This is a genomic window from Variovorax endophyticus (genome assembly GCF_025376855.1).
Classification (GTDB): domain Bacteria; phylum Pseudomonadota; class Gammaproteobacteria; order Burkholderiales; family Burkholderiaceae_C; genus Variovorax.
This window is the reverse complement of sequence record NZ_JAHUTH010000029.1, coordinates 13,372-36,449: the sequence shown is the minus strand read 5'-3', so window position 1 is coordinate 36,449 and position 23,078 is coordinate 13,372. Positions and strand designations below refer to the sequence as shown.

The 23,078-nt window shown below is 64.7% G+C and carries 20 protein-coding genes and 1 pseudogene; 15 read left to right on the top strand and 6 right to left on the bottom strand.

The window, feature by feature from the left end; genetic code table 11:
- Nucleotides 1–5 precede the first annotated feature (5 nt).
- Both KV106_RS30460 and KV106_RS30455 read right to left on the bottom strand, forming a co-directional pair.
- Nucleotides 6–200 carry a hypothetical protein gene (locus KV106_RS30460; RefSeq protein ID WP_057594757.1) on the bottom strand — a complete coding sequence of 65 codons (195 nt, stop codon included), beginning with the start codon at nt 198–200 and terminating at the stop codon, nt 6–8.
- Between the two features lie 89 nt (nt 201–289).
- Entirely contained in the window at nt 290–1,147 is an 858-nt protein-coding gene (locus tag KV106_RS30455; protein WP_057594756.1) for a LysR family transcriptional regulator, read from the bottom strand.
- A gap of 95 nt (nt 1,148–1,242) precedes the next feature.
- Between KV106_RS30455 and KV106_RS30450 the strand changes: the two genes are divergently transcribed.
- From KV106_RS30450 to KV106_RS30435, 4 genes are all read left to right on the top strand, one after another.
- The gene (locus KV106_RS30450; protein ID WP_261214775.1) at nt 1,243–2,565 is read left to right on the top strand and encodes an aspartate aminotransferase family protein; all 1,323 of its coding nucleotides are present in this window, start codon (nt 1,243–1,245) and stop codon (nt 2,563–2,565) included.
- Between the two features lie 250 nt (nt 2,566–2,815).
- The gene (locus KV106_RS30445; RefSeq protein ID WP_261214773.1) at nt 2,816–4,129 is read left to right on the top strand and encodes an Nramp family divalent metal transporter; all 1,314 of its coding nucleotides are present in this window, start codon (nt 2,816–2,818) and stop codon (nt 4,127–4,129) included.
- 316 nt (nt 4,130–4,445) lie between these two features.
- The gene (gene gntA, locus KV106_RS30440; RefSeq protein WP_261214771.1) at nt 4,446–5,141 is read left to right on the top strand and encodes a guanitoxin biosynthesis heme-dependent pre-guanitoxin N-hydroxylase GntA; all 696 of its coding nucleotides are present in this window, start codon (nt 4,446–4,448) and stop codon (nt 5,139–5,141) included.
- A 10-nt stretch (nt 5,142–5,151) separates the two neighbouring features.
- Nucleotides 5,152–5,763, top strand: coding sequence for an urea carboxylase-associated family protein (locus KV106_RS30435; RefSeq protein ID WP_261214769.1), 612 nt, complete (start codon nt 5,152–5,154; stop codon nt 5,761–5,763).
- Here the strand turns inward: KV106_RS30435 and KV106_RS30430 are convergent.
- On the bottom strand, nt 5,735–6,964 hold the full coding sequence (locus KV106_RS30430; RefSeq protein ID WP_261214766.1) for a YbdK family carboxylate-amine ligase: 1,230 nt from the start codon (nt 6,962–6,964) through the stop codon (nt 5,735–5,737). The two genes, KV106_RS30435 and KV106_RS30430, sit on opposite strands and share 29 nt — an antisense overlap.
- A 375-nt stretch (nt 6,965–7,339) precedes the next feature.
- Between KV106_RS30430 and KV106_RS30425 the strand changes: the two genes are divergently transcribed.
- The 3 genes from KV106_RS30425 (at nt 7,340) to KV106_RS30415 (ending at nt 9,843) form a co-directional block, all read left to right on the top strand.
- The gene (locus KV106_RS30425; protein ID WP_261214764.1) at nt 7,340–7,579 is read left to right on the top strand and encodes a hypothetical protein; all 240 of its coding nucleotides are present in this window, start codon (nt 7,340–7,342) and stop codon (nt 7,577–7,579) included.
- 210 nt (nt 7,580–7,789) lie between these two features.
- Nucleotides 7,790–8,317, top strand: coding sequence for an ankyrin repeat domain-containing protein (locus KV106_RS30420; protein ID WP_261214762.1), 528 nt, complete (start codon nt 7,790–7,792; stop codon nt 8,315–8,317).
- Nucleotides 8,318–9,645: 1,328 nt separating this feature from the next.
- Entirely contained in the window at nt 9,646–9,843 is a 198-nt protein-coding gene (locus KV106_RS30415) for a hypothetical protein (protein WP_261214760.1), read from the top strand.
- Nucleotides 9,844–9,908: 65 nt separating this feature from the next.
- On the opposite strand, the gene KV106_RS30410 is transcribed toward KV106_RS30415, so the two are convergent.
- Together KV106_RS30410 and KV106_RS30405 are read right to left on the bottom strand one after the other, a co-directional pair.
- A complete protein-coding gene (locus KV106_RS30410) occupies nt 9,909–11,699 on the bottom strand; it encodes an MORN repeat-containing protein (RefSeq protein ID WP_261214758.1) in 1,791 nt (596 codons plus the stop codon).
- 260 nt (nt 11,700–11,959) lie between these two features.
- Nucleotides 11,960–12,397, bottom strand: a complete 438-nt coding sequence (locus KV106_RS30405) for a VOC family protein (protein WP_261214756.1) — start codon at nt 12,395–12,397, stop codon at nt 11,960–11,962.
- 129 nt (nt 12,398–12,526) lie between these two features.
- On the opposite strand from KV106_RS30405, the pseudogene KV106_RS30400 reads away from it, so the two are divergent.
- Nucleotides 12,527–12,793: pseudogene (locus KV106_RS30400) on the top strand (IS5/IS1182 family transposase); the annotation flags it as partial.
- 91 nt (nt 12,794–12,884) lie between these two features.
- Here the strand turns inward: KV106_RS30400 and KV106_RS30395 are convergent.
- Entirely contained in the window at nt 12,885–13,571 is a 687-nt protein-coding gene (locus KV106_RS30395; RefSeq protein ID WP_261214754.1) for a TetR/AcrR family transcriptional regulator, read from the bottom strand.
- A gap of 94 nt (nt 13,572–13,665) precedes the next feature.
- Here KV106_RS30395 and KV106_RS30390 point away from each other — a divergent pair, with 94 nt between their 5' ends.
- From KV106_RS30390 to KV106_RS30360, 7 genes are all read left to right on the top strand, one after another.
- Nucleotides 13,666–14,466: a cyclase family protein gene (locus KV106_RS30390; protein WP_261214753.1), complete on the top strand. Its 801-nt coding sequence runs from the start codon at nt 13,666–13,668 to the stop codon at nt 14,464–14,466.
- Nucleotides 14,467–14,478: 12 nt separating this feature from the next.
- The gene (locus KV106_RS30385) at nt 14,479–15,471 is read left to right on the top strand and encodes a fumarylacetoacetate hydrolase family protein (RefSeq protein WP_261214752.1); all 993 of its coding nucleotides are present in this window, start codon (nt 14,479–14,481) and stop codon (nt 15,469–15,471) included.
- A 1-nt stretch (nt 15,472) separates the two neighbouring features.
- Nucleotides 15,473–16,717, top strand: coding sequence for a thiolase family protein (locus tag KV106_RS30380; RefSeq protein ID WP_261214749.1), 1,245 nt, complete (start codon nt 15,473–15,475; stop codon nt 16,715–16,717).
- Nucleotides 16,714–17,709 carry a Bug family tripartite tricarboxylate transporter substrate binding protein gene (locus KV106_RS30375; protein ID WP_261214748.1) on the top strand — a complete coding sequence of 332 codons (996 nt, stop codon included), beginning with the start codon at nt 16,714–16,716 and terminating at the stop codon, nt 17,707–17,709. The genes KV106_RS30380 and KV106_RS30375 overlap by 4 nt, the downstream gene beginning before the upstream one ends.
- A gap of 1 nt (nt 17,710) precedes the next feature.
- Nucleotides 17,711–19,324: an AMP-binding protein gene (locus KV106_RS30370; RefSeq protein WP_261214746.1), complete on the top strand. Its 1,614-nt coding sequence runs from the start codon at nt 17,711–17,713 to the stop codon at nt 19,322–19,324.
- 73 nt (nt 19,325–19,397) lie between these two features.
- Nucleotides 19,398–20,693 (top strand): porin, encoded by a 1,296-nt coding sequence (locus tag KV106_RS30365; RefSeq protein ID WP_261214744.1) that lies wholly within the window; start codon nt 19,398–19,400, stop codon nt 20,691–20,693.
- A 246-nt stretch (nt 20,694–20,939) separates the two neighbouring features.
- Nucleotides 20,940–22,895, top strand: a complete 1,956-nt coding sequence (locus KV106_RS30360; RefSeq protein ID WP_261214743.1) for an Ig-like domain-containing protein — start codon at nt 20,940–20,942, stop codon at nt 22,893–22,895.
- Nucleotides 22,896–23,078: the final 183 nt, after the last annotated feature.

Genomic DNA, 23,078 nt, shown 5'->3' with positions numbered 1-23,078 from the left:
GTGCCTCAGAGGCCGCCGATCATCCCGCTGAGCTTCGGCGCGAACACGCCATAGCCCATGCTCACCGACACGCGCAACTCGGGCATGAAGGCCGCGAAGGACACGCCGACCCCGGCCAGCCCGCCGACCACGAGACCGAGCACGGCGAGCGCTCTCCCGTGCTGTTTGAGGATCGAGCGGGTGGCGTGGAGGAAGGTCAATGCGGTGTTCCTTGGAGGGAGCACCGGATTATTCAACCAAATCGGTTGAACTTCAACCACTTTGGTAGAAATGCTTGGGGCGTGCCGGTTCAGGCCAGGGGCAGAAACTTCCGCACATGCGCCGCGAAGGCCGCGGTCAGGGCGGTCGGTGCCTCGCGCGCCAGGGCCAGCGTGACGCCCACGCTCGGCAGCTCGGGAAAGCCATCGTCCGCGCCGAGGATCTGCAGGTCCTCGGGCACGGCCGTGCGCGTGAGCACGGTGACGGCCAGGCCCGAGCGCGCCATGCCCACGAGTCCCGACAGGCTGCTGCTCGCATAGGCGAGCCGGTAGGCGCGGCCCGCGGCCTCGAGCGCGCGCCGGGGCAACTGGTGGTCGAGCGCATCGGGCGCGCCGAGCGCCAGCGGCAGCGGATCGAGGGCGACGGCCGTGCTGCCGCGCCGCGCGACCCACACCAGCGGCTCGTGCCGGATCGCGTCGGCACCCGCGGCATCGCCGGCCACCGACACCAGCGCGAGATCGACCGCATGCCGCGCCAGCAGTTCGTGCAGCCGCGGCGTGGGCGCGCACATCACCTCGAGCTGCACGCCCGGGTGCAGGCTCGCGAAGCCCTGCAGCAGGAAGGGCAGGAACACGACCGCGTAGTCGTCGGGGCAGCTGAAGCGCAGCACGCCCGAGAGCTGCTGGCCGCGCAGTTCGGCCAGTGCCTCGTCGTGCCGGCGCAGCAGCTCGCCCGCGCGCACCAGCAGGCGCTCGCCGGTCGCGGTGAGCGTCACGCCACGGCCGGTGCGGTGCAGCAGCGGCTGCGCGACGATGCCCTCGAGCTTGCGCATCTGCATGCTCAGCGCCGACTGCGTGCGGCCCACGCGCAGGGCGGCCTGGCCCAGCACGCCGGTCTCGGCGATGGCGACGAAGCTGCGCAGCAGGTCGATGTCCAGCGATTGGCTCACGGCATGAGTTCCCTTGATAGCTGATCTCAAAACAATTCGCTTCCACGCGCGCGCGACGCCGCGTAACGTGGGCATTTTGATCGGGAACCATCGGCATGAGCAGGAACGACGACCCCCAGTTCTGGCAACAGGCACAGCGCCACCTGGTGCGCTACGGCGGCAGCTTCGAGCCGCTGATCATCGAGCGCGCCCAAGGCTGTTTCGTCTACGACGCCGACGGTCGCGCCATCCTCGACTTCACCTCGGGCCAGATGAGCGCGCTGCTCGGGCATGCGCATCCAGAGATCGTCTCGGTGGTGTCGGAGCACGTGCGCACGCTCGACCACCTGTTCAGCGGCATGCTGTCGCGCCCGGTGGTGGCATTGGCCGCCGAGATCGCGCGCCATGCGCCCGGTGCGCTCGAACGCTGCCTGCTGCTGAGCACCGGCGCCGAATCGAACGAGGCGGCGCTGCGCATGGCCAGGCTGGTGACCGGCGGCCACGAGGTGGTGGCCTTCACGCAGTCGTGGCACGGCATGACCGGCAGCGCGGCGGCCGCGACCTACAGCGCGGGCCGCAAGGGCTATGGCCCGGCGGCGGCCGGCTCGTTCGCGATCCCGGCGCCCAATGCCTACCGGCCGCGCTTCACGACGAAGGAGGGCGAGCTCGACTGGCGCCGCGAACTCGACGACGGCTTCGAGCAGATCGACCGCCAGTCGACCGGCGCGCTCGCGGCCTTCATCGCCGAGCCCATCCTCAGCAGCGGCGGCATCCTCGAGCTGCCGCCGGGCTACATGGCGGCGCTCAAGAAGAAGTGCGAGGAGCGCGGCATGCTGCTGATCGTGGACGAGGCGCAGACCGGCGTGGGCCGCACCGGCCTGATGTTCGCGTGCGACCGCGACGGCGTGGCGCCCGACATCCTGACCCTGTCGAAGACGCTGGGAGCGGGCCTGCCGCTGGCGGCGATGGTGACCACGGCCGCGATCGAGGACGAGGCCCATGCGCGCGGCTTCCTGTTCTACACCACGCACGTCTCCGACCCGCTGCCCGCGGCGGTCGGCCTGAAGGTGCTCGAGGTGGTGGAGCGCGACGGGCTGGTCGAGCGCGCGCGCGTCGCGGGCGAACGGCTGCAGCAGGGGCTGCGCCAACTGCAGTCGCGCCACGAATGCATCGGCGACGTGCGCGGGCGCGGCCTGCTGCTCGGCCTCGAAGTGGTCAAGAGCCGCGACACGCGCGAGCCGGCCTTCGAGCTCGGCGAAGCGGTCACGCGCGAATGCATGAAGCTGGGCCTGAGCATGAACATCGTGAAGCTGCCCTCGATGGGCGGCGTGTTCCGCATCGCGCCGCCGCTCACCATCAGCGACAGTGAGATCGACCTCGGCCTCGAGCTGCTCGACAAGGCCATCGCCACCGCGGTGCGTTCGCAGCGAGCTTCCTGAGCGATCGTCCATTCATTCAGGCCGGCTTAAGTTTGGCGATCGATACTGGCTTCGACGGTCTTTCGGCGTTGGTAGAGGTCGCTTCGGCACCCGCTGGCTTGCAGCGGTTCCTCGAGCCTGGGGCCGTCCAATATTCACGGGCGCGGCGCGCCTTCGGCGTGCAGACGCAGCCAAGTTGCAGCAGCGTCCTACAGGAGCCCGCGGGACCGCGCACTACGGTCGATGTCCCCGGAGCCACCGAGCCATCCAGATGCCGAGGCCGAACGCGCAGGACGAAGAGACCGCCAGTGAAGGCGCACAGCCACCCGCCAGGCGCGGCTTCCTGAACCGCCTCGGCCCCGGCCTCATCACGGGCGCCGCCGACGACGATCCCAGCGGCATCGCCACCTACACCCAGGCCGGCGCGCAGTTCGGCTACGGCATGGGCTGGACCCTGCTGCTGACCTATCCGCTGATGGTGGGCATCCAGCTCGCGAGCGCGCGCATCGGCCGCACCACGGGCCGCGGGCTCACCTCGGCCTTCGCCGCCCTGTGGCCGCGCCCGGTCGTGCTGCTCGCGGTCCTGCTGCTGCTGGTCGCCAATGTCGTGAACCTCGCGGCCGACATCGGTGCCATGGCCGAGGTCGCGCGGCTGGGCCTGGGCGGGCCCGAGGCGCTCTATGCGCTGGGCTTCGGCCTGCTGTCGCTGGCGCTGCAGGCCTGGCTGCCCTACCACCGCTACGTGCGCGTGCTCAAGTGGCTCACGCTCTCGCTGCTGGCCTACGTGGGCGTGGCGCTGGTGGCGCACGTCGACTGGAAGGCCGCGCTCGCGGGTGCGCTGCTGCCGCGCCTGCACGGGGATGCCGAGAGCATCAAGATGGTGGTGGCGATCCTCGGCACCACGATCAGTCCCTACCTGTTCTTCTGGCAGGCGGCGCAGGAGGTGGAGGAGATCGAGCGCATCCCCGGGGACCACGCGTTGCGGACCCACCCCGCGCAGGCCCGCGCGCAACTGCGCCGGCTGCGGCTCGACACCTGGGTCGGCATGGGCTTCTCCAACGCGATCGCCTTCTCGATGATCGTGGCCTCGGCCGCCACCCTGCATGCCCATGGCCAGACCGACGTGGCCTCGACCGCGCAGGCAGCCGAGGCCCTGCGCCCGGTGGCCGGCAGCGCGGCCTTCGCGCTGTTCGCGCTGGGCATCGTCGGCACCGGCCTGCTGGCGCTGCCGGTGCTCGGCGGTTCGGCCGCCTATGCCTGCGCCGAATTCCTGCGCGTGCGCCGCGGGCTCGAGCAGCCGGTCGGCGCCGCGCCGGCCTTCTACGGCATCCTCGCCGCGGCCATGGTCTGCGGCATCGGCATCAGCCTGTGCGGCGTCGATCCCATGAAGGCGCTGGTGTGGGCGGCGGTGCTCAACTCGCTGATGTCGGTGCCGATCATGGTCGGCGTGATGTGGGCCGCCGGCAGCCGCCGCCTCATGGGCGCGCTGGTGCTGCCGCTGCACTGGCGGGTGCTGGGCTGGGCCGCGACCGCGGTCATGGCGCTGGCGACCCTGGCCTTTCTCTGGACCAGCCTGCGTTCCTGACACGAGACGGTAACAGTCCAACCGCAATGCAAGGCTGGTCAGCACGATGGCTTTGGGCCCCTGCTCAATATGTGATCTTCCTCGTCAGTTGCGATGTTTCCGCACGTGGACTTCTTGCGGTTGCGGCACTCACGGAGACCAGTTTACTTTGGACAACCATGGAGGTGAGAGCCGCAGAAAGTGTCGCCGCGGCAGAAGCGCGTCAGCGCTGTCCTGCCGCTCGCCGCGCACGGCCTACACGCAAGTTTTTTTTTCGCACATACGAATGGCGAATTCGCCTTCGACGCGGGTCAAGGCTCTTGCCGACCGTTGATGCATGACAGATCAACTCCTCTCCCCCGCCGAAACGGAGCCCTCGTCCAACAGCTCTCGCATAGAGGAAATGCGCGCGTTCATCTCGTCCAAGGGTTTTCCGTGCGTGGGCGCGAAATCCGCGCTCAACAAGAAGCGCATACGGTTCATCCAGCTGCAGACGATGGGAGACCCATCTCAGACACCAGCGCTTTTCGACGCCCTTGTCGCCTACTCAACGACCTTTCCTGACCCAGGCCTCGTGCCGGTGAGCTTCGTTGCCCTATTCAACGGATTTCCCACTACCGAGATCGAGTTCGAAACAGCCCTATGGACCCAACTTCAATCGCTGCATGACCTCGATCGAGCACGCGGCTATAAGTGGAACGGTGAAGTTAGCCACGATCCAGAGCGCTGCGATTTCTCATTTAGCGTGGGAGGCCGCGCCTTCTTCGTCGTGGGTATGCACCCGCAGGCTTCGCGCCAGGCGCGCCAATCGCCCGTGCCTTGCTTGGTCTTCAACTTCCACGATCAGTTTGAAGCAATGAAATCGTCCGGAAAGTACCAGTCGATGCAGGAGGCCATCCGGCAGCGCGACATTGCGCTGCAGGGATCGATCAATCCTGTGCTCGCCCGCTTTGGTGAAGCCTCTGAAGCGCGCCAGTACTCGGGCCGGGCCGTGGAATCGAATTGGAAGTGCCCATTTCATCATCACTCTTGAAAGGACTCGAATGACCGAGGAGAAATCGCTGACCCACACAGCTGGCTGCTGCCGTATCCCGCCGCAATCGGGCGTCGCCTTCACCTTGCGAGGCGGCCAGATCCTGCGCATCAACGATCCATTCGGCGAACAGGTTGCCGACCTGTACGCGTTTGCACGGGACGACCACGGTTGCAGCCTGTCCTCCGGACGGTCCATCGACTATGCTTCAAAGATCTACCTGACCAAGGGCGATCTACTCTACGCAAACAACAGCCGTCCAATGTTTCGGATTGTCGATGACACAGTCGGTCGACACGACTTCCTGTTAACGCCGTGCAGCCAGGAAATGTTCGAAATTCTGTATCAGCACCAGGGGCATCATCCCAGCTGCTTTGAGAATCTGTACCGAGCTTTGGAACCCTACGGAATTCGTCCAGACCAGATTGGAACGACGTTCAATGTTTTCATGAATGTCGGCGTTACCGCGACCGGTGAGGTTCAGGTCAAGCCACCCATATCTCGCGCCGGCGACTTTATTGAACTACGCGCTGAGATGGACCTCATCTGCGGATTGACAGCGTGTTCGGCCGAGAATTCGAACAATGGCTCTTTCAAGCCCATCGACTACGAGATACGCTAAAAGGTTCGCGGGGTACAGCAGTCAAGCGAGGCATCGAGGCGCGCAGAGGATCGTCCAGCTTTGGAGATGTCTCCATCATCCCCGCTGCAAGCAGCGCCATTTCTTTGACGCTGCGGCAGCGCCCTCTCAAGCTGCGCAGCACGGTTGCGTCGTTCTGGATGGTGCTCACCACCTTGCGCAGGGTTGCGAGTCGTTCTTCATCTCTCGGCGCCGACGCGTGGCGCGCCAAAGTCGACAGCAGGTTCCCGAGGTGGTCTCTCAGAAGCAACTGGTTCCTTGTCATCGGATCGACGTAGATTGCTTGCAGGCCGAACTTCGCGGCTTGATACTTGTTGTACTCGTACACGAGGTAATCTTCGTCCCGGGGGATAAACGGTTGTGACTCCAGCAGCCACGTTCCAAGAAGTTGCGCGAAGCTGGCGAGTGCGGCGGCTCGCTCGATAGACAACGGGCTATCAAGGACGCGAATCTCGACAGTTCCATACTCAGGCTTCGGTCGGATGTCCCAATGCAAGTCCTTGATTGACTTGATGACCCCGCACGCAAGCCATTTGGACAGGTACTCGGTGAGTTCGTGCCAGGAGTTCGTAAATGGCGCGCGGGGTCCTGTAGGAAATGGGTTCGGGCAGTACGTCCGTGTGGAGTCGAATCCGGTGTCCCTCCCTTCCATGAAGGGACTGGACGCCGAGAGCGCAATAAAGTGCGGCACGTATCTGGCGAGCTGATGCATCAATAGCGGGACGCGCTCAACGTCAGCGCATCCAAGATGAATATGCTGCCCGAATACAGTGGTCTGCTTAAGTACCTCCCCATACAGCGAAGTCAGGGCGCGATAGCGGGGGCTGTCGAAGATCTGCTGTTCCGACCAGTGCTTGGAAGGGTGCAGCCCGCCGCCGGATATGCGGGCGCCGTGTTCGGCGGCTGCGCGCGAGACCCTGCTCCGCAGAGTTTCGAGGTCGGTAGCTACCTCACAGGCATTCGCACAGACGCCTGTGGAGATTTCGATCATGCCAGCGCTCACCTCGGGAACGATTGCCCCTCGTGCCAAAGGCCTGGGAAGACGTGCAGCCTCAAGGATCTGCGGGCTCCGCTGAGCGAGATCGCCCGTCTCTGCATCTATGAGCTGCAGTTCGAGTTCGACACCGAGGCTCATATCCGCGGACGGTGCAAAGTCGAATGAATGTTGAGCAGAGTTTGACATGGTGGCCTCGGTTTTTCTGATGAACCTCGCAGACGACGCCTGTCGTGATTGGTGGAAGGTCCTGTCTCGGTGTCCCAGATCACACAAGCCTTAAAGTGAACTCCACGTAGGACAAAGTCGAATTGCTCATGTGCGGGGACGCATGTGGAGCACCGTAGGCAGGCGCGAGATCCAACAGCGCAGTGATTGACGTTGTGGGTCCGCCTCATTGACGCTCCCCCCGATCGTAAGGATCTGTCTTCCTGAAACAGGCATCGGTCGCGACTTGGTCTATTGATAAATGGATACGGGATTACAAGACCGCCCGATGTCGGCCGACGCCTCTTACGCTTTCGATCCCTAATCTACTGCGCCTCACTACACGACGAGAGGATCATGACCACACCAGACTTCTTCGCTCAGTTTTTCCGCGATGGCTGGGAGGTGCGTTGCGCAGTGACTCGCGCCGCTCCCGGTGGCAACCTATCCGGCCGCGCAGAGATTGTTCAAGGCGATCTGGTCAGATCCACAATCAATTCGTCTGGGGTCTATAAGACGCGGCTCGAGCTCGCTGAAGCTCTGAAGAAAGATGCCTTCAGGTGGATCACCGGCCAGGAGCGCGACCGAAGGGCTTGAACAGCTTCGCGCGCACAGCTCCGTTGCACCCCGAACTTATCCCACAATGCCATCGCACTGCAGGTCATTCGCTGTGACACCTGAATTTGCAACAGAAATCTCTTCGGTTCCCGAGGGGACGGTTTTCCTGCGGTGTACTGGCTGCTCGGCGTACGCCCGAGAGGTCCATAAGAAGCCACTGTGCTCTCCCATCGCGCCAAAAATCTTCGCATGATCAACACAGACAGAAACACCTCGGCCTCCGATACCGAATTCCTCGAATTCGCGCAACGGGTTTTTCAGTTGGCGCGCACCGGCGATGCTGAAATGTTGGAGCGCTTGTTGATAAAGGGGCTGCCGCCCAACATGAGCAATCACAACGGCGATACGCTCCTGATGCTCGCCGCGTATCACGGCCACGCGGAAGCTGCGAAGGCATTGCTGGAGGCCGGTGCCGAACCTGATCGATTCAATGACAAGGGCCAGACGCCACTGGCTGGAGCAATATTCAAGGGGTTTCAACCCATCGTTGAGTTGCTACTGGCACACGGAGCTCAGCCCGGCTTTGCGCCGACCGGCGCAAAGACGCCGGTCATGTTCGCAGCAATGTTCAACCGACTCGATATTTTGAAAGTGCTTCTGGAGCATGGCGCGGACATCGATGCTCGGAGCACAGAAGGTTTGTCGGCACTTGACCTCGCTCGAACTATGCGAGCACCCGACTCGGTGGCCTTCTTGGAAGCGCTGAGGCCGGCCTGACGTTGATCCGTCAAACGACGGACCGATTGGTGATTCCGAGCAACTTGGGAAGAGACTTGGCGGTCATTCGGCCTCGGCCGTTAGCTGGACACTCCGAATCCCGCACGTGGCACCCAACGCGAATGCAGGAGAAGCGAGTTGTTCTGAGGCACTGGAGGCTTCTATGGTTGACGAGCCGAAGAAATCCGGACTCATCAGAAAGCTGATCGACTTGAAGAGAAGTCGCCGAGTGGGGTGTTGAGCCGAAGTACTTGGCCGCAGCAAATGCCAGATGCCGGACGCGAAGAGGACAATGGACTGTTCCGCCAGACGGGTGCGGGTGGATTCCAGCGAGCGGACGCACCCCACCGTCGGGGAATCTCGGTGCACGTTTGACGAACCGGATCCTGGGACGTTCGACTGGGTGCCGATGCAGAAAGACGGCTAGCGTCGGCTGGGACAAAAACCTCAAGCCCGCACATCTACAAATGCTGGTGTCAAGCCTAGCGATTGCCACTTTCGCGCTGCTGGCCTTGCGGAAGATGACCGACACGGCCCCAGTACCAGTGTCGAGGAAAAGGACGCGTCGCCTGTGGACGCCCTTTTTCCTTGACCATCGTCTGTGATGGTGCCGGGAATTACACAGTGTTCAGGAGGCGGGCGCCAACGAGAGGCGTTGTTTCAAAGGGACGCCAAAATCGCCATCACAATGGAAACAAGCCCGGTCGCACCGCAGTTAGCGTGTTCCGGTCGTGCCAGTGGTGCCTGTGCCAGGTAGCAGGCCAAAGCCCCCGCCCGAGTTGCCATTGCTCCCGCTAATAGCCGCTGCAAACATGGCGACACCCGCTCCTGCCGCGAGCCATTGCTCTGACGTCAATCCGCCTTGAGCATTGGCGGTTGCGGCGTTACCTCCAGCCGGACCAGGGGTAATCGGAGGTGCCGGGTTTTGCGCAAGTGCAGCAGACATCGCGGACGCGCACAAGGCCGTCGTGAAGATGAGCTTCATGTACTTCATGGGGACCTCACAGAGAGAGTCAAGTCAATAGACACACCGTCACGGTTGGACCGGCACGGCGCTCATGGGCCTTCGCACCCGTTGCAGTATTGCAAACGTTGCTGTGGTTGCTCGTCAGAAGACTTCGCCATTTCAGCAAGGGATTTCCCTATGCGACACGATGGCGCTGCGCCGAGAAGCGCTGTCTCCCACATACCACCGTGCTGGACGGAGGACGCATTCCCACCATCCCCAAACCACCCTGCTTCGCCTCGGGGGCTTTTTCACTTCCGAAGCCTCGGTTCTTGTCGCCCCTGTGTGGTACTGCGGCCCGACGCCAGCGCAGACGGCCACCATGACCATGAACATCCAGACCCGTACATCCAAGGTCAGGGCGCTTCGCGGTGACGCAGGCGGCCAGCAGGAAGCAACGGTCGCGCTGCAGGGGCGCAAGAACACCAGCCCGACGTTCCAGCCAGAGGCTGACGACAAGGGCCTGGACGGCGTCGGGGCCGCGCGGCCCACCGACAATTTGCGGCGAGACCAGGCCTGACCTTCACTTAAGGTGCAGGCCGAGGTGCCCGCCTTGCGCCACTCGCGCATCGGCGGGACATCACACTAGTTGGCAGTACAGTTCTTGCACGTACGGTTGTCTTCCTGTGGGCGGCGTGCTCCTCCTCCGCCCGACGATGGTCCTGCAGTCCCTCCGGACTGTCCCAATCGGGCACCGCAGATCATTTGCCCACTGACCGGGTCATACGATTTGCTGACAGTGCGATCGGCTTTTTCGCTCTCATCGCAGATGTGTTGAGCCGGGCTGGTGGTGGCGGTTGACCTGGCAGAGGCCGCGGACGTCGAAGAGGGAGGTGCCCCACCAAGCCCAAAGTGATTGTGCGCAACACACCGGCGGCCGCCGGATTGCACGGCATTGCAACCGTTCTCAGCAGCCGTGTACTGTTGTTGACGCTCTTGCCTTTCGGCCCTGATCTGCGCAGGCGTCGCGCCGTCCGTAGGGCAGCCGCCAGCGATCATGTCGAGCACCGTCTTCGTCATGAACATCACCGTTTCCTGGCTGGCGGTGATCGAGGCGTTGGACGGGATCCTGGTCGTGATGACCGAGCGCTTCATGGCATCGCATGCCTGAGCGGAGATGCGCATGGCTTCGGGACGGTTTGTCGCGTTGTCCGAGTCCGCCGGCGTCGAACCTCCGACACGTGGCGCCAAGCCGCCAGCGGATTCGCCCGTCATTTGCCTCGCAGCGCTGGCCGCAAGCGGATGATCCGGAAATCGGCTCACCAGGACCCGTTGCACTTCACGCGAGCGAGCTTGATCGCCCTGGGTTTGCAGCTCGCCGGCCTTGGCAAACAACTGCCCGGGATTCATGGTCTGCAGACTGGCGCGGAACTGTTGCTCGGCCTGAGCTGCCTGCTCACGCTTGCGTTGCTGTTCAGCGTCGGCCGCGAGCCGTACCGTCTCGCTGGCCGCGCGCGCCGTAGCTTCGCGCTCCGCCGGTCGATTGACTGTTGTCGCCACACCTGTTGCGTCATACTGCGTGCCGACGGACAAGACCTTGCCTTCGAAGCGACCTTCTTCGACCAAGGAGTTATCTGCCCGAATTTCACGACCTTGAATGCGCGCTCCGTTTGGATCCCTGAGGCCGACGAAATACGTCCCATCTGCCCGAGCAAAGGTTCCGTCCGTATAGCCGCCGGTGCGTGTTCCTTTGAACCAACTGCCGTCTTGCCCGAACTCGATTCCAGTTCGCTGCCCGCTCCCTAGTTCCGAGTAGCTGCCAACGAAGCGGCTTCCTGATTTCGCCAACACTTCTCCTGCGCCGGCAAGCGTGTCATTCATCGTCTGGCCCCGTTGAATCTCCCCATCGGAATAGATGCGCGTTCCAATGCCATTCGCCTGGCCTCCCGAGGTCTGACCGTAGTAGACCCATTGACGGAGGGCGATGCCATAGCCATGGGTTCCCGTGAGGGTATCGCCGTTGCCGACGCCTCTCACGCGTGAGGCTATGGCCTGCGCCTCCTTCTGGACGTCCGAGCGCTCGCCAAGCGATCGCTGCTTTTGCATCTCATCAGCGCCCAGCGCCGCAGTGAACACCGCATCGGGCGTCACTTCCTTGCGATAGCCGAACAGCGTCTTCGTGCCCTCGCCGATTGCCGCCTGCAAGCGCTCCAGATAGCCCTTGGCCTGTGCGCAGGTCTTCTGCGCATTCAGCATGAAGCGGCAGCCGGTGTGGCCCAGGCACAGATCCGTCAAGGGGACGGTGGCCTCGTCCTTCAGCTCACTGCAGTTGGCGATCTCGGGGGTCGCATGACCATGTGCAATGGGCGAGACGACCATCGCGCAAGACAATGCGGCGGCCGCGATCGGCAAATGCACCCCATCCAGCTTTGTCATGAATCTCATGAGAATAGCCCCTCGACTGCATACCTCAGTATTACAGAAAAGGAAGGCGAAGCAATCCCCAGACGAGGACTCGACAGTTCGGACGGTCTTTGCCGAACGCCGCCCTTCGAACGGTTGGCACGAGACTGCTGGCAAGCCGTGCCATGTCAGGGTCTTCCCGCCACGTGCCTTGCATGCGCTTGGGTCAGCGTTGTCGGTGCCCGGAGAGCCGAAGGACGCATCCATCCTGACTGCACCCACACCACAGACCACTATCCTGAGGCGGTCTTGACGCCGTTTTGTCGAAGTTCGACAAGCACGAGTTCATTTCCATAGACGTCCAGGAAATGGGCATAGCTCGCTTCGCCATCACTGGCTTCTTCGCGAACAATGCGCACTCCCAACGCTCGCAGCCGCGTCAAGTCGTCCGAAAGTCGCTGCGTGTAAAAGACGGCTAGCGGCTGACCTCCCGTCTGATTTCCAACCCGAGCTTCCTGTTCTGGTCCCTCAGCTCGGATCAGCCAAACGCCTACGTCGGGTTGAGATGAAAACCGCAGGTGGACAAAGCGCGAGCGCCGCACCTGGACATCGACGAAAACTTCCATCCCCAGCACATCGGTATAAAAAGTGATCGCCTCGTCATAAGCTTTGACGAGAAGAACGATCCTTCCGATGGCCATCGTCGTCTCCGAGGCAGGCATTCGCTTCATGTCACATTTCATTCGCCGAGCCTATCCCCTGTGACGCGAAATGACCTGAAGCCAACCTTATGGATGGTCTGCACAACTCACGCGCTGGCCGAATCCCCTGAGTCAGTTGTCGCCTGCGATGATCTCGGCATGAAGCATCTCGGATTGGGCTCGAACCTGCACACGTAAGCGCGAGTTCTTGGAAGAGATGGAGCGCATGGTGCCGTGGATGACGCTGGTGCAGATGTGGAGCCGTACTACCCGAAGGCTAGGACGGGGCGGCCACCGTTTGCCATCGAGGGGGAGCTGCGGCATCCATTACCTGCACCAGTGGTTCGCGCTGAGCGATCCGGCGATAGAAGGGGCGCAGCACGGGTGCCGGACGAGACAACGATCCTGGGGTTCCGCCATGCGTTACGACCTGCTCGGTGCATCACGCTGTGCAGACCAACCTCAAGCCTCACGAGACGAGGGACGGCTCTCCAAAGCTCGGCGACCGACGAGCCGCTCACCCCTCGGAGCGGGTGGCGGGTTTCGCCTTGAGGCCCGCCTCAATGAAGTTCACCAGGTAGTCGACACCGGCCTCGATGCTCGTCTGCCGCAGTTTCTCGGGCCACAGTGACTGCACCCTGGTGTGCGTACTGTGCGCATAGAAGAAGGCGCCGTAGACGAAGATGACGCGCCAGTAGAACTCCTCGCTGCTCAAGTGAGGAAGCTCGTGGCTCACGACATCCACGAAGCGCCGCGCGAAGTCGTCCACGATGGATGCCGTCAGCGCATGTACTTCATCGGCAGGGTCCATCAGCATGCGGCCGTAGAACGCCCGGAACGACTCGCGCTCCTCGACACTGGCTCCCGTAACCAGCAGCGAGGGCGCCATGGACGCCCGCAGGATGTCTCGCAACGGGACCTTCCGGCCCTCGAATGCATCCAGGCGCTCCTTGCGCTCCTTCATCACCGGCCCGAGGCGACGCTCCAACACTGCCTTGCACAGCGCCTGCTTCGATCCCCAGTAGTAGTGGAAGGCGCCCAGGTTGGCGCCGGCCCGTTCCGCGATCGCTCGCATGCTCGTGCCCTCGTAGCCGTGTGCCGCAAACAAGGCCTCTGCGGCGTCGAGGATCTGCGTTGCGGTGGTGTCGGAAAGCGCCTGCCGCTTCGAAGAGGTGGCGGTTTTCGCTGCGGCGGGCTTGGGCATGAGAGAAGTGGCGAGGTATCGAAGTTCGTTGACAGCCAATCCTCGGAATCATACAGTTGTATATTTATACGCACGTATGACTTAAAGGAGACCCATGAGATTGATCGACCTGTCCTCGACGCTGGATCCGCACGACCGCGAACTGCTTCCTCCCGCCATGGCGGCCGCCGCAGGCGTCGTGGCGCCACGGGTGGATTACTCCCACCCGGCAACACCGGACGGTCGGGACCGCTTCTGTCACTTCTTCGGCTGCACCCACGATGACCTGCCCGACGGCGAGGGTTGGGGCTCCGAGGTGCTCAACGACATGTCGTCGCATTGCGGCACGCATGTGGATGCGCCGCTGCACAGCGGATCGACCTGCGAGGGGCGAACCTCGCGCACCATCGACCAGGTCGAGCTGAAAGAACTCTTCTGCCCCGGCAAGGTGCTCGACGTACGCCCCTGGGCGCAGCCCGGGCAGGCGATTCCAGTCGCTGCGCTTCGTGAGGCGCTGTCCGCAGTGGGTGAGCCCATCCGTCCGGGCGATGCGGTGCTGATCCGGACCGGACAGGAGCGATATCGCCTGGGCGAGTCAGCCTTCTTCCAATACCCGGGGATGAGCCGCGAAGGCACGCTGTTCCTGTCGGAGCAAGGCGCCACCGTGCTCGGCACCGATGCGGTCGGCTGGGACCGTCCCTTTGCCGTGATGGCTCAGGCCTTCAAGGACACGGGCGACAAGCAACAGCTCTGGGACGGTCACAAGGCGATCCGCGAAAAGGAGGCCTTCATCGTCCAGCAGCTGTGCAACCTCGGCGCGTTGCCCCTTCGCGGCTTCCACGTTGGCTTCTTCCCGTTGAAGCTGGCACGCGCCAGCGCCGCCCCCGCCCGCGCCGTGGCCTTCCTGTCCAACTGAGGAGCGACTGCGATGCGTATCGTGACTTTCGTGCGTGAGGGCTTCGACGCACCCCACCTCGGGGCCCTCATCGGCGTCGACGGCATGCTGGACTTCACGGCCCACCACCCTGGCGAAGAGGCCTTTGGTTCGGCCCTGGCCTTCCTGCGCGCGGGGCCCGAATTCTGGGATCGTGCGCGCACGCAGGTGGCCCATCAAGGTGCCGCCGTCGATGCCATGGCCGGCGCAACGCTGCTGGCCCCGCTCCTCAATCCTCCGTTGATCCGGGATTGGGGAACCATGATCGGGCATCTCAAGTTCTTCCTGCGCAGACGTGCCGAGCAACTGGCCGCCAAGTCGCAGGATCCCGAAGCGGCGATGGCCGCCGCGGAACGCGATGGTTCGCTTGAACTTCCCCCGAACTGGTTCACCGTGCCTCGCTTCTACACCGGCAATCCCCTCAACATGACGGGGCCGGATGCCGAGATTGCCTGGCCCGGGTTCGCCGAATCTCTGGACTACGAACTCGAACTGGCGGTCGTTCTCGGCGTGGGTGGCAAGGACATCGCGGCATCGCGGGCACGAGACCACATCTTCGGTGTCACGCTGTTCAACGACTTCACCGCACGCGACACGCAGGTGGCGGAGGGCAGTCCGGCCGGCAAGAGCAAGGACTTCGACGGCGCGTATGCCATCGGCCCGTGCATCGCGACGCTGGACGAGATCCCCGATCTTTACCAACTGCAGGTGCAGTCGCGGCTCAACGGTGTCGTGCAGACCACCCGGAGCACTGTCGACATGCAGTTGGGCTTCGAGGACATCGTGAGCTATGCCAGCCGCTCGTGCACGCTGCACCCTGGCGAACTCTTCGCTTCCGGCACCTTTGAAGGCGGCTGCGGCGTGGAGACGGGGCGCCTGCTGCAGGATGGCGATGTCATCGAACTCGAAGCTCAGGGCATCGGCACTTTGCGCAACAGGATCCGTCGCGCGGCACCGCTGACCAGCGCAGCGGCCGCAAGGGGTTGAGATGACGGTTCCACTCTACATCGTGGGTGTGGGCAGTACGCCCACGGGCCGCTTCGCCGAGGTTCCGCTGCGCGCGATGGCGCGCGACGCCATCGGTCTGGCCCTGGCGGACGCTGGCGCGACGGCCGACCAGGTCGGTGCGGCGTTCTTTGCCAACGTCGGCCAATCGCTCCTGCAGGGGCAGCACATGATCGGCGGCCAGGTGGTGCTGCGCGAATCGGGATTGGATGGCATTCCGATCGTCAACGTCGAGAACGCATGTGCCAGTGCTTCGACCGCCTTCTACCTCGCCTGCGCCCATCTGCGTGCCGGGCTGTGCGACGTCGCCTTGGCGGTGGGGGCAGAGAAGCTGTCGCACCCCGACAAGGCACGCACCTTTTCCATCTTCGACGGTGCGCATGATATCGAGGATCCCGAAGCACTGCAGCGCTTCCTTGCACGGCAAGCCTGCGAGGAGCGCGCACAACCGGCCGCCACCGCACAGCAACGCAGCGTCTTCATGGACATCTATGCGGCCCTGGCTCGCGCGCACATGGCGCGACACGGCACGACGCAACGGCAACTGGCTCATGTAGCCGCCAAGAACCGCGGCCACTCCGTACTCAACCCTCTGGCGCAGCACCGCGTCGGGATGTCGGTCGAGGAGGTGCTGGCGGCGCGCGCCATCACCTGGCCCCTGACCCTCCCGATGTGCGCACCCATCGGCGATGGCGCAGCCGCGGCGTTGATCGTGCGCGAGGACGCCCTGGCGCGCTTCGACGTGAAGCGCGCGGTGCGTGTGCGCGCCAGTGTGCTCGTGAGCGGAGCAGAGCGCACCACCGGCCGAGAGACCCCCATCAGCCACCGCGCCGCATTGAGGGCCTACGCAGCTGCCAGTGTCGGGCCAGAAGACATCGACGTGAGCGAAGTCCATGACGCCACGGCGTTCGGCGAGATCGCCCAGTGCGAACACCTGGGTTTCTGCGAACCCGGCCAGGGCGGATGGCTTGCGGAACGAGGTCACACCACGTTGGGCGGTCGTCGCCCCGTCAACCCCTCGGGCGGACTGGAGTCGAAGGGCCATCCCATCGGCGCAACCGGCCTGATGCAGATCCATGAGCTCGTCTTGCAATTGCGCGGCGAGGCTGGTGGACGGCAAGTGGCCAATGCGCGCCTGGCACTGGCCGAGAACGGCGGCGGCTTTCTTGGCCATGAAGAAGCGGCGGCGACCGTCACGATTCTCGAAAAACCTGCGCAACGCGCATGAAGAAGCTCAGCATGTACTCCAGACGCTCTCTCATCGAACGGTCACTCGCACTGGGGCTGTCCGGCCTCGCCGGCGGCGCGGCACGGGCCGCATCGGCCTGGCCGTCCAAGCCGATCCAGGTGATCGTGCCCGCGACCACCGCTAGTGCACCCGAGATCGTTGCTCGCATGCTTGCCGAAGCATTGTCGGCACGCCTGTCGAGCCCGGTCTACGTGGAAGGCATGCCGGGTGCCTCGGGGATCATCGGCACCGACAAGGCGCTCAAGGCACCCGCCGATGGGCACACGCTGCTGTATGCCATGAACCAGGTCGCGACGATGAACCCGCACCTCTATCCCCGGCTGCCATACAACCCGGCCAGGGACATGGCACCGATCAGCCTGGTTGCGCGCGGCGGCTACGTGCTGCTCGCCTACAGCGGTCTGCCGGCCCCCGACCTGCCGTCGCTGATTGCCCTGGCAAAGCGCGAGCCCGGCAAGCTGGCCTATGCCTCCACGGGCAATGGCAGCGCATTCCACCTGGGCATGGAGCTGATCAAGCTTCGATGCGGCATCGACCTGCTGCACGTGCCGTACCGCAGCGGTGCCAACGCCAACACCGAACTGATGGCCGGGCGGGTGCAGGTTCGGCTGGAGCCGCAGGCCTCTGCACTGGCCCTCATCCGCGGTGGTCGCGTCAAGGCCCTGGCGGTGACCACGCGCCAGCGACTCCCTGCTCTGCCCCAAGTTCCGACGGTCCAGGACACCTTGCCAGGGTTCGAGCTGAGCGGCTGGAACGCCCTGTGGGCACCGGCGGGAACACCCGCGCCGGTCATCGAGCGGCTTCACGCCGAGGTCCAGGCGGTGCTCGGGAGCGACGCATTCCGACGACACCTGCTGGATCTCGGCCTGGCACCCGAAGGCTCCACGCCGGGCGAGCTGGCTGCGCTGACGGCAAGAGAGACGGCGCAATGGAAGGCCCTGATCGAAAAGACGGGCATCAAGGCGGACTGAGATGGCAGATTTCAAGACGCTGGCCGACCTCGTCGGCCTCCACGCACGCACGCGTCCCCATGCGACGGCGCTCACCTTCGAGGCAGGGCCCAGCCTGCCCGAGCAGCGGCGCAGCTTCCTGCAACTGCGCGAAAACGGATTGGCGCTGGCACTGGCCCTGCAAGGCCTCGGTGTCCGGCGCGGCGACGCCGTGGCGCTGGTCATGGCGAATCATCCCGAGTTCGTCGAGGCGATGGTGGCTGCCGCTCGCATCGGGGCGGTGCTGGTCCCGATCGATGCGCGGGCGCAAGGCGATCGGCTTGCGGCACTGATCGATCGCACGCACTGCGTCGGGGTGATCGCGGCGGACTATGCCGCCACAGCGGTCGCGCAGATTCGACCGCGCTGCGCCAGCCTTCGCTGGACCCTGCGCGTCGCCTCCGGCGAATCTTTCGATGATGCGACACGCGCTCGCGAAGCGCTGGACTACGCACAGTTGCTGGCCGGCCACATGCGGACGGACATGCCCGCAGCCCACTTCGCGCCGGTCGATCCCAACGACCCGATGCAGATCCTCTTCACCTCCGGCACGACCGGGGAGCCCAAGGGGATCGTGATCACCCATCGCCGTTTCCTCGACACGGCCGCCCTGGCGGCGTCTGCCTTCGGCTACACCCTCGAGGATCGCCTCTATTCGGGCCTGTCGCTGACGCACGCCAATGCCCAGCTCGTGACGCTTGGCGCCGCGCTGAGGCTGGGGATCGATTGCGTCATTTCTCGTCGCTTCACCAAGTCGAGGCTATGGGAAATCGTGCGTCGGCACCAATGCACTGCCTTCACCTTGCTGGGCGGCATGACCACCGCTGTCTACTGCGAGCCGCCGTCGCCTGGCGATCGGGACCATGTCGTGCGCTTCGTCGTCGCCGCGGGCATGCCAAAGTTCATCTGGTGCGATTTCGAACAACGCTTCGGCGTCAAGGTCCTGGAGTTCTACGGCACCGCCGAAGGCGGGCTGACGGTCAATCCTTTCGACGAAGGTCCGATCGGCAGCATCGGCCGGCCGCACCCGGCGTTTTCCATCCGCATCGTCACTGAAGATGGCAACGATGCACCCGCGGGCACGCCAGGCGAGCTGGCGTTTCGCCCAGCCAGCGGCGCACCCTACGACATCGCCTATTTCCAGGACCCGGAGGCCTCGCAGAGAAAAGGGCATGGCGGTTGGCTGTGGACCGGCGACATCGTGCGCTCCGATGCCGAAGGATGGCTCTACTTCGAGCATCGCCGGGGGCACGGCATTCGCCGCAATGGCGAATTCATCGATCCGGCGGTCATCGAGAAGGCGATCGCCGACACCGGCCTGGTCCGCGATGCCTTTGTGTTCGGCATCGCCGCGGCATCGGGGGCGCCCGGCGAGCGAGATGTCGTCGCGGCCATCGTTCCCCGTCGCGTCGACCTGGATCTCTCCACGCTCCACACACGGTTGCGCGAGACCCTGCCGAAGAACGCCGTGCCCGGAACGCTGATGGTGGTCGCCGCGATCCCCAAGACCGCATCGGAAAAGCCGCTCGCGCGGGTGCTGGAGGAGTGGCTGCGCAACGGGATGGCCAGGACGGTGTCCCTGGCGCCTTCAGCCTAGCCGACCGACCAGCCCGCAGACGGCGACAGGCCGTTGCTCCCTTCCCCCATCAAGAACAACCGAAGAAACATTCATGCACAACCATTGGCGTTCGCTTTTTCTTCCGATCTCACTCGCATCGCTTTCCATTGGCCCTGCGAGCTGGGCTCAATCATCCGTCACGCTTTACGGTGTCGTCGACGTCTCCCTGAGTCACTACCAGACCAGGAGCTCGCTGCGTGCCGGCCTGCCTTCCGCCTTGCTCCTGGCGCCAGGCACCCTGTCGCAAAGCGCCACCAAACTCGCCTCGGGCGCATACACACCCTCTCTCCTGGGAATTCGCGGGCAGGAGGACCTCGGCGGCGGCCTGGCTGCGGGCTTCTGGCTGGAGTCCACGCTGACGCCCGACGACGGGGTCCAAGGTCTCGGCGTTTTCGACCGCCGCTCGACGGTGAGCCTGTCCGGACCTTTCGGCGAACTTCGCCTCGGCCGCGACTACGTGCCGACCTATTGGAACCTGACGGTCTTCGATCCCTTCGGCACGGTAGGGGTCGGCGCAAACCTTTGGAATCCGATCGGCACGGGGCTCGCGACCAGCCACGGAAAGTCGCCCGCGAACCTGATGCCCTTCGACAACTACGTTCGTGCCTCCAACAGCGTCGGCTACTTCCTGCCGGGCAACCTCGGCGGGTTCTACGGGCAGCTCATGTACTCCATGCACGAGAACCCGAAGCAGGACGGAGTGAGCAACAGCCCGAGCAAGGGCGGGCGAAATGTCGGGGGCCGTTTTGGCTATCAGCGTGGTCCCCTCAACCTGGCCATCGCCTACCAGGAGGACACCAAGGACGACCTCGGCGGATTCGACAAGGACCGCTTGAAGACCCTCAACGCGGGGCTCTCCTACGATTTCGATGTCGTCAAGTTGTTCGGCCAGTTGTCGCAGATCAGGGACGAGCGCAGCAAGCTGACCGCGGGCCAGTCCGGCGGCATTCCATACACCTTCAGGAGCGAAAGCAATGGGAAGTACACGGGCGGCCTGATCGGCATCACGGCACCGGTCGGTCCTGGATTGATCCGTGCGTCCTATTCGCGCATCCACCATGCCTCTGCGCGCGCGGTGAATGCCCTGAGTCCTGCCGGATGGGTGCACGACAACGATGCCAGGATCGAGAAGTTCGCCGTCGGCTATGTGCACAACCTGTCGAAGCGTACGGCGCTCTACGCCACCATCGCGCGAACCAGGTTCCAATGGAATGGCGCTCTGAATCCGCCCATGGCCATCAGCCCTGGAGGAGGGGTCAGGTTCGCAACTGTCATGCCAGGGGCCACTGCCGGCTATGCCCCCTCGAGCAGCGTCGGCTACGACCTGGGAATCCGGCACGCATTCTGAGGAGCGCCGTGCGGTCCGTCCAAGGGAGGCGTGACGTCAAGCCGAGGCAGCTTTCGATGGCAGGCCGCGGTCCTTCGGGGTCGGGGCCGGCCCTCTCGTACCAGTTTTCGGGTATTCAACTGGCACGAGCTTTTCCGTAGCATCCAGCGACATTCCAGCCTCGCAACCGCCCCGGCTGCGCCCCTGAAGCTCGCGCCCATGCGAGCTTCGCCGCTTCGAACAAGACCTGCCCGACAGGAACCCCGCATGACCTCCGTTGCCACGATGCGCTCGCCGCAATTTCAGTTCTCGTTGTGCCGGCGCGTGCTCCGGGCTTTGCAGATCGTCCTCGCGTCCCTGCTGCTGTCGGCGCTGGGCGCCTGCGGTGGAGGCGGCGGTTCCGCAGGAGCGTCCTTCGTGCCGGTTACGCCGCCTGCAACCCCGGCTCCGCCGCCGACGCTGGTCGCGATCGAGGTCACGCCGGTGAACCCCGCCCTTGCAGCCGGCACATCGGTTCAATTGGCCGCCACGGCCATCTACAGCGACGACACGCACAGCGACGTCACGGCCACCGCCGCATGGACCGTCTCAGACGCGGGCGTGGCCCGCGTGGACACGTCCGGCAAGGCCGTCGGCGTCGGGCCGGGCTCGACCACGGTCACGGCCAGCCTCGGCGGACAGAGCGGCAGCACCACGCTCTCGGTGACGGCAGCGACGGTGGAAAGCATCGCCCTCACGCCGGCCACTGCAAGCATCGCCAAGGGCACAATCGCGCAGTTCACCGCGACGGCCACTCTTTCGGACCGGACGACCCAGAACATCTCCACCCAGGTGGACTGGAGCTCGTCCAGCGCCAGCGTGGCGACGGTGGACGGGACCGGAATGGCGAACGGGTTGGGTATGGGCACGGCAACGATCACCGCGACGTGCCGGAGCGCGACCCTCTGCCCATCGTCGCCGTTCGCCACGGCGATCCTCGATGTCAGCGCAGCCGCGCTGTCTTCGCTTTCCGTCACACCGGCAACGCCGAGCATTGCGCTCGGCACGACGCAGCAGTTCACGGCCACGGGAACATACAGCGACCAGTCGACCCAGGATCTCACCACCCAGGTCACTTGGGGATCGGGCGATGCCTCCAAGGCCACCGTGAACGCGCTGGGCCTCGCCACCGCGGTGGGCATCGGCGCCACGGACATCACGGCCACTCTGGCCGGGACTGTCGCGACCGCGAGGCTGACGGTCGCACCGGCGACCCTGGCATCGATTGCGGTGACGCCTTCTTCGGCGACGGCCTCCATCGGCGGAACCTCCGGTGGAAAGACGCAGTTCACTGCAACGGGCACCTACAGCGATGGCAGCACGCAGGACATCACGAGCCTGGTGACCTGGGCATCCGATGCGCCCGCGGTCGCGACCATCAGCAACGCGGCTGGATCGGAAGGCCTCGCCACGAGCGTGAGCAGCGGCAACGCGGCCATCACCGCCTCATCCGGCGGTTTACATGTGTCCGCCTTGCTGACAGTCCAGCCCAGGACCGTTTTCTCCGCGGCAGGCAGCGCGGCATGGACCGTGCCGGCCGGCGTCACATCCATTCAGGTGGTCGCACTCGGCGGCGGCGGCGGTGGGTATTCGGACAACAACGGGGGCAATGGCGGCCAGGTGACTGCGACGTTGACGGTCGTGCCCGGGGAAACACTGACCATGTTCGTGGGCGGCGGTGGCAGTCCCAGCCAAGCCGGGGTCGGCGGCGGCGGCAACGCCACATTCGGCGGTGCTGGCGGCGGCGGCGCAACGCGCGTCAAGCGGGCTGCGACCGACCTCATCATTGCCGGTGGCGGTGGCGGCGCCGGTGCCAGTTCCGGCGGAACAGGCGGCGGCGATGGAGGAGGACACGGCACGGCTTCGGGATCGCCCGGCTCCGGCTGGGGCAACGCGGCCGGTGGTAACAACGGCATCGGTGGACAAGGAGGGGTCGGCACCTCGAGTACCGGCGGCAACGGCGACAGCAGCGCGGGTGGAAGCGGCGCGCAGTTGGGCGGGGGCGGAGGCGGCGGCTTCGGTGGTGGCGGCGGCGGCGGCTTCAATGGCAATTACGGAAGTGGCGGCGGCGGCGGCGGCAGCATGGGACCCGGCGGCGCGACCTATGCCACCGGCACCAACGGCAGCAACCTCGGCAGCGCACTCGGCATCGGCGGCGACGGCTCCGTCACGATCATTTATTGATGCTGCGGCTGCAGTCGGCGACCTTGCGCCGGCCGCAAGTCCGAGGCCCGCAGTATTCGACGGGACTGAGAGAGCCGAGAGGCCTCCTCCATCCCCGATACCGGGCACCTCCACGGCACGGTCATCACGCCCGACAAGAACTTCTCGATCGCGCACGTCGTGGCCGCCAAAGACGGGATGTTG

Excerpts from the sequence above, each read along its gene's own strand:
- KV106_RS30450 (WP_261214775.1), top strand. The coding sequence starts at position 1,243 with ATGAGCAGGAACGACGACCCCCAGTTCTGGCAACAGGCACAGCGCCAC.
- KV106_RS30445 (WP_261214773.1), top strand. The coding sequence starts at position 2,816 with ATGCCGAGGCCGAACGCGCAGGACGAAGAGACCGCCAGTGAAGGCGCA.
- gntA (WP_261214771.1), top strand. The coding sequence starts at position 4,446 with ATGACAGATCAACTCCTCTCCCCCGCCGAAACGGAGCCCTCGTCCAAC.
- KV106_RS30435 (WP_261214769.1), top strand. The coding sequence starts at position 5,152 with ATGACCGAGGAGAAATCGCTGACCCACACAGCTGGCTGCTGCCGTATC.
- KV106_RS30430 (WP_261214766.1), bottom strand. The coding sequence starts at position 6,964 with ATGTCAAACTCTGCTCAACATTCATTCGACTTTGCACCGTCCGCGGAT.
- KV106_RS30425 (WP_261214764.1), top strand. The coding sequence starts at position 7,340 with ATGACCACACCAGACTTCTTCGCTCAGTTTTTCCGCGATGGCTGGGAG.
- KV106_RS30420 (WP_261214762.1), top strand. The coding sequence starts at position 7,790 with ATGATCAACACAGACAGAAACACCTCGGCCTCCGATACCGAATTCCTC.
- KV106_RS30415 (WP_261214760.1), top strand. The coding sequence starts at position 9,646 with ATGACCATGAACATCCAGACCCGTACATCCAAGGTCAGGGCGCTTCGC.
- KV106_RS30410 (WP_261214758.1), bottom strand. The coding sequence starts at position 11,699 with ATGACAAAGCTGGATGGGGTGCATTTGCCGATCGCGGCCGCCGCATTG.
- KV106_RS30405 (WP_261214756.1), bottom strand. The coding sequence starts at position 12,397 with ATGAAGCGAATGCCTGCCTCGGAGACGACGATGGCCATCGGAAGGATC.
- KV106_RS30395 (WP_261214754.1), bottom strand. The coding sequence starts at position 13,571 with ATGCCCAAGCCCGCCGCAGCGAAAACCGCCACCTCTTCGAAGCGGCAG.
- KV106_RS30390 (WP_261214753.1), top strand. The coding sequence starts at position 13,666 with ATGAGATTGATCGACCTGTCCTCGACGCTGGATCCGCACGACCGCGAA.
- KV106_RS30385 (WP_261214752.1), top strand. The coding sequence starts at position 14,479 with ATGCGTATCGTGACTTTCGTGCGTGAGGGCTTCGACGCACCCCACCTC.
- KV106_RS30380 (WP_261214749.1), top strand. The coding sequence starts at position 15,473 with ATGACGGTTCCACTCTACATCGTGGGTGTGGGCAGTACGCCCACGGGC.
- KV106_RS30375 (WP_261214748.1), top strand. The coding sequence starts at position 16,714 with ATGAAGAAGCTCAGCATGTACTCCAGACGCTCTCTCATCGAACGGTCA.
- KV106_RS30370 (WP_261214746.1), top strand. The coding sequence starts at position 17,711 with ATGGCAGATTTCAAGACGCTGGCCGACCTCGTCGGCCTCCACGCACGC.
- KV106_RS30365 (WP_261214744.1), top strand. The coding sequence starts at position 19,398 with ATGCACAACCATTGGCGTTCGCTTTTTCTTCCGATCTCACTCGCATCG.
- KV106_RS30360 (WP_261214743.1), top strand. The coding sequence starts at position 20,940 with ATGACCTCCGTTGCCACGATGCGCTCGCCGCAATTTCAGTTCTCGTTG.